General features: G+C 62.4%; 4 protein-coding genes. 3 read left to right on the top strand and 1 reads right to left on the bottom strand.

What is annotated here, in order from left to right; all coding sequences use genetic code 11:
- Nucleotides 1-913, top strand: a 913-nt coding sequence (locus JOZ76_RS07965; protein WP_291698082.1) for a xanthine dehydrogenase family protein molybdopterin-binding subunit, incomplete at its 5' end; no start/stop codon positions are given.
- Between the two features lie 136 nt (nucleotides 914-1,049).
- Here the strand turns inward: JOZ76_RS07965 and JOZ76_RS07960 are convergent.
- Entirely contained in the window at nucleotides 1,050-1,991 is a 942-nt protein-coding gene (locus tag JOZ76_RS07960) for an NAD(P)-dependent oxidoreductase (protein ID WP_291698081.1), read from the bottom strand.
- A 170-nt stretch (nucleotides 1,992-2,161) separates the two neighbouring features.
- Here JOZ76_RS07960 and JOZ76_RS07955 point away from each other — a divergent pair, with 170 nt between their 5' ends.
- Nucleotides 2,162-3,145: an ABC transporter substrate-binding protein gene (locus JOZ76_RS07955; protein WP_291698080.1), complete on the top strand. Its 984-nt coding sequence runs from the start codon at nucleotides 2,162-2,164 to the stop codon at nucleotides 3,143-3,145.
- 66 nt (nucleotides 3,146-3,211) lie between these two features.
- Nucleotides 3,212-4,437 (top strand): dihydroxy-acid dehydratase domain-containing protein (locus JOZ76_RS07950; protein WP_291698079.1); only part of this gene is annotated, 1,226 nt, incomplete at its 3' end.

Below are 4,437 nucleotides of genomic sequence, written 5' to 3'. Positions count from 1 at the left end.
TGGCGTCGCGGTGCGCCTTGATGCGCAGGGCGCGGTGATTTGTCAGACCAGCATCACTGAACAGGGCCAGGGCTCGGAAGCGGTCACGGCACAGATCGTCGCAAGCGTTCTCGGCGTCTCGATGGATCGCGTCCGCGTCATTCTCGGCGATACCGACAACACGCCCTATGGCGGCGGGACGTGGGCGTCGCGCGGCGCCGGCATCGGCGGCGAGGCTGCGCTGCAGGCAGCGAAACAGTTGCGCAAGAACGTCCTGGATGTTGCTGGCGCGATCCTTCAGTCGTCGCCCGCGGCGCTCGATATCGTCGATAATGACGTCGTCAATCTCAGTGATGGCGCACGTCGCATGGAGCTGCCGGAACTGGCGCGGATCGTCTATTTCCGTCCCGATACGCTGCCGCCGGGGATCCAACCCGAGCTGATGGCGACCCGACATTTCGTGCCGCGGGAATACCCGTTCGCCTTCACCAATGGCGTGCAGGCGTCATGGCTGGAGGTCGACATCGAGACCGGCTTCATCAAGCTCCTCAAGCACTGGGCGGTCGAGGACTGCGGCACCATCATCAATCCCCAACTGGTTGATGAGCAGATCAGGGGCGGCGTGGTGCAGGGATTGGGTGCGGCTTTGTTCGAAAAGTGCATCTATGACGATCGCGGACAGCTGACCAATGCGAATATGGCCGACTATCTCGTGCCGATGTCCGGCGAAATGCCCGATATCGAGGTTGGTCATGTCGTGTCCCCGACGGAGGAGACCGAGTTGGGAGCCAAGGGGGCGGGCGAGGCCGGGACCGCCGGTGCAGCGGCCGCCGTCGCCAACGCGGTCAATGATGCGCTGAGGTCATTTGGTGCGGTGATCACCGAGATTCCGTTGACGCCGCAGCTTATCCTTGCGGCGCTTGGCCGGATTTGACGAGGATAACTGCTCGTTTGTCTGCCGGTCGTGGCTTGGCCAGTCTCGACATGCCGCAATTTGCTCTCGCAAGCCCGCCCACAATTGTGGGCGGGCTTTTTTTCGTTTTGGGGGGTGTTGCGCCGCCCTCCGTCGATCAATGCCGGCCACGAAATCGGTGGCCGCTCAACGGTGCTGCGCTTCGGACAGCTTGTAGACCTCGAGCGCGTCGGCGTCGGCGCCACGCGCTGATCCCGCCAGTCTGAACAATTGCGCGGCAAGCGATGTCATGGGCAACCGCGGTCGAAGTCTTTCGGGCGACTTCGACCACAGTATCAAGATCCTTCAAAATCGTTGCTATATGCCCGAGCGGCGGCGAGTGGATGCCCTGCACCATCCGCGGCACGAAGAGTTGCAGGGGAATGGAATCCGCAAATCCCCCGGCGAGCGCCTCAGGAAGGCGTCCGGCATCGATGCCGGCATTTGCCGCCAGCCGTGTTGCCTCGGCAAGCACTATCATCGCGCAGCCGGCGATCACCTGGTTGCAGAGTTTTGTGATCTGGCCCGCGCCGGTTGGCCCCATATGGGTCAGGCGGCGCGCCATTGCGAGGACGTAGGGCCTGACCCGCTCGATATCGGCGGCGTCACCGCCGGCCATCACGGCCAGCGTGCCTTCCTCCGCGCCTTTGGTACCGCCGGACACCGGCGCGTCGATCCAGCCCATCCCGTTGATGCTCTTCAGACGTGCTGCAATCGTCCGCGTGGCGTCAGGGTTGATTGATGAGAAATCTACCACGAGCTTCCCAGGGCCGGGAGTCTTTGCGAGTCCGGCCTGCCCGAACACGATGTCCTCGACTGCGGCAGCGTCGGTGACGCACATGAAGATGATGCTGGCGCTTGCCGCAACGTCGCTTGCGCTGGTCGCCGATCGTGCTCCGAGCTCCGCCAGCGCGGCCGTCTTGCCGGCCGACCGATTCCAGATGCTGAGTTGGAATCCGGCCTGGAGCAGGCGCCGCGCCATCGGGACACCCATCAATCCCAATCCGAGATAGCCAAGCCTTTCGGCTCCCTGTTCCTGTGGTCCAGTTGGCTCGGTCATATTGCGCTCCCGCTTGTTGCGTCCCGTCCGTCATCGCGATCGTCCATTTCGACTAAATACTACCTAGCCGCCCAATGGCTTGCCTAATTATTTGAACCATGAAAGGTTTATGCGTCAGGTCAAACAGGCGGCAGCGTCGGTTGGCGCGGGGAAGAGGCGGAGTGGGCAGGATGCGGACGGTTTCCAAATGGGTTCTGGCGGCTGCAATGGCGGTGTCCCTTTTCGGGAGCGTGCACCCGTCTCATGCACAACCGACCATCCGGGTCGGCTGGACCATTCCGGCCGAAGAGTCGAAATACTGGATGATGCGCCGCCCCGCGGAATTTCCCGATCTCGGCAAGACCTATAACATCGAATGGACCCAGTTTCAGGGCACGGCTCCGATGACCCAGGCGCTGGCTGCAGGCGCGCTCGACTGTGCGACCCAAGCACCGCTCTCGCTCGCCAATGGTGTGGTCGGCGGCAACCTGAAGGCCTACATCGTGGCGCAGCATGTGTTCGAGAAGCCTGGCGGGTTTTCCGTCTATTGGGCTGTCATGGATGACTCGCCGATCAAGACCATCGCAGACCTCAAGGGCAAGACCATCGGCATTTCTGTCATCGGTGGTGGTACGCAAGGGCCGTTCAACATGCTCTTGAAGCAGAACGGCCTCGATCCCGCCAAGGACATCAAGCTCGTCGAAGTCGGCTTTGCAGTGTCCGAGGATGCGTTGCGACAGGGACGGGTCGACGCGGTCAACATGAACCAGCCGTTTGCGGCGCGCGCGGAAGCCAAGGGCGGGACGCGCAAGCTGTTTTCGCTGTCTCAGGCCATGCCGAACATTGTGCACATCCTTGAGGCGTGCCGCGCCGATTTCGTCGACAAAAATCCGGATCTCGTAAAGGCTTACGTTCGCGACATTACCTTGGGCATGAAAAAGGCGCTGGCCAATCGCGAGGAAACATTAAAAGTGGTTTCCGAACAGCTGAAGGCGCCGGTTCAGGTGCTCGACACCTATCTGCTGAAGGACAATGACTTCGGGCGCGATCCTGGAGCTGCCCCGAACTTTCCGGCCATCCAGAAAATGTTCGACATCTATGCCGAGACGGGCATGCTGCCGAAGCTGGATGTCGCGCAGTTCAAGCACCCGACGATCGTCGCGCCCATCGAGTAGCCGGCGAGGCCGAGGCAGGATCGGGGGATCGTTTCGCAAGCTGCCGGAGCGATCGAGGGAGACTTGATGCCCGAGAAGAAATGGCGATCCCGCGTCACCACGGACGGCCTGGACCGAGCGCCGCACCGTGCCTTCATGCGCGCAATGGGCCTGGATGACGCGGCGCTCGCCAAGCCGATGATCGGGGTCGTCAGCATGAAGGGCGAACAGACGCCCTGCAATATGACCCACGACTTCCAGGTCGACGCAGCCAAGGAAGGGATTGCGGAGGCTGGCGGAACGCCACGGGAATTTACCACGATTTCGGTATCCGACGGCATCAGCATGAATCACGAGGGAATGAAATTCTCCCTGTTTTCGCGCGAATTGATTGCGGACTCGATCGAGGCCGTGGTTCACGGCCTCGCCTATGATGCACTTATCGGCTTTGGCGGTTGTGACAAGACACTGCCCGGCGTGATGATGGGCATGGTTCGCTGCAACGTGCCATCCATCTTCATCTATGGGGGCAGCGCCCTCCCGGGAAAGTTCGGAGGGCAGACACTCACCGTGCTTGATTCCTACGAGGCGGTCGGTGGTTTCATGACCGGGGACATCGACGAAGCGACGCTTCAGGGAATCGAGCGGACCTGCCTGCCGACCATCGGGGCCTGCGCGGGCCAGTTCACCGCCAACACCATGGCGATGGTCTCCGAGGCCATGGGCCTGACAATGCCGAACGTCTCGATGATCCCGGGCGTCTATGCCGAGCGTGCGCAGGTTGCGCGTCAGGCTGGACGTCTTGTCATGCGGATGCTCGAGCAGGGCGGTCCCTTGCCCCGCGAGATCCTGACGCGCAAGGCGCTCGAAAACGGCGCCGCCATCGTGGCTGCCACCGGCGGCTCGACCAACGCCGCCCTGCACCTGCCGGCGATCGCCAATGAGGCCGGCATTGCCTTCGCCATCGACGATGTCGGCGAGGTCTTTGCGCGCACGCCACTGATCGGCAATCTGCGTCCGGGCGGAAAATACACGGCCAAGGATGTTTACGACATCGGCGGAACCGCGGTCGTGATCTGCACCCTGATCGAGAGTGGTCATATCGACGGCACGTGCCTGACGGTCACGGGCAGGACCATCGCCGAGGAGTATGGGAGCGCCAGCGCGCCCGACGGCGAGATCATCCGATCGGCCGCTTCACCGATCATGCCGGATGGTGGAGTGGCGGTGTTGAAAGGCAATCTCTGCCCCGATGGCGCCGTCATCAAGGTGGCTGGCCTGAAGAACCTGATGTTCGAGGGCCGGGCGCGCGT

Origin of the sequence: Bradyrhizobium sp. (genome assembly GCF_019244115.1) — a bacterium.
In the GTDB taxonomy this organism is placed as follows: Bacteria; Pseudomonadota; Alphaproteobacteria; order Rhizobiales; family Xanthobacteraceae; genus Bradyrhizobium.
The sequence above is the reverse complement of the archived record's forward strand: the minus strand, read 5'-3'. Positions and strand labels throughout refer to the sequence as shown.

Coding starts and splice junctions, on each gene's coding strand:
- JOZ76_RS07960 (WP_291698081.1), bottom strand. CDS start 1,991: ATGACCGAGCCAACTGGACCACAGGAACAGGGAGCCGAAAGGCTTGGC.
- JOZ76_RS07955 (WP_291698080.1), top strand. CDS start 2,162: ATGCGGACGGTTTCCAAATGGGTTCTGGCGGCTGCAATGGCGGTGTCC.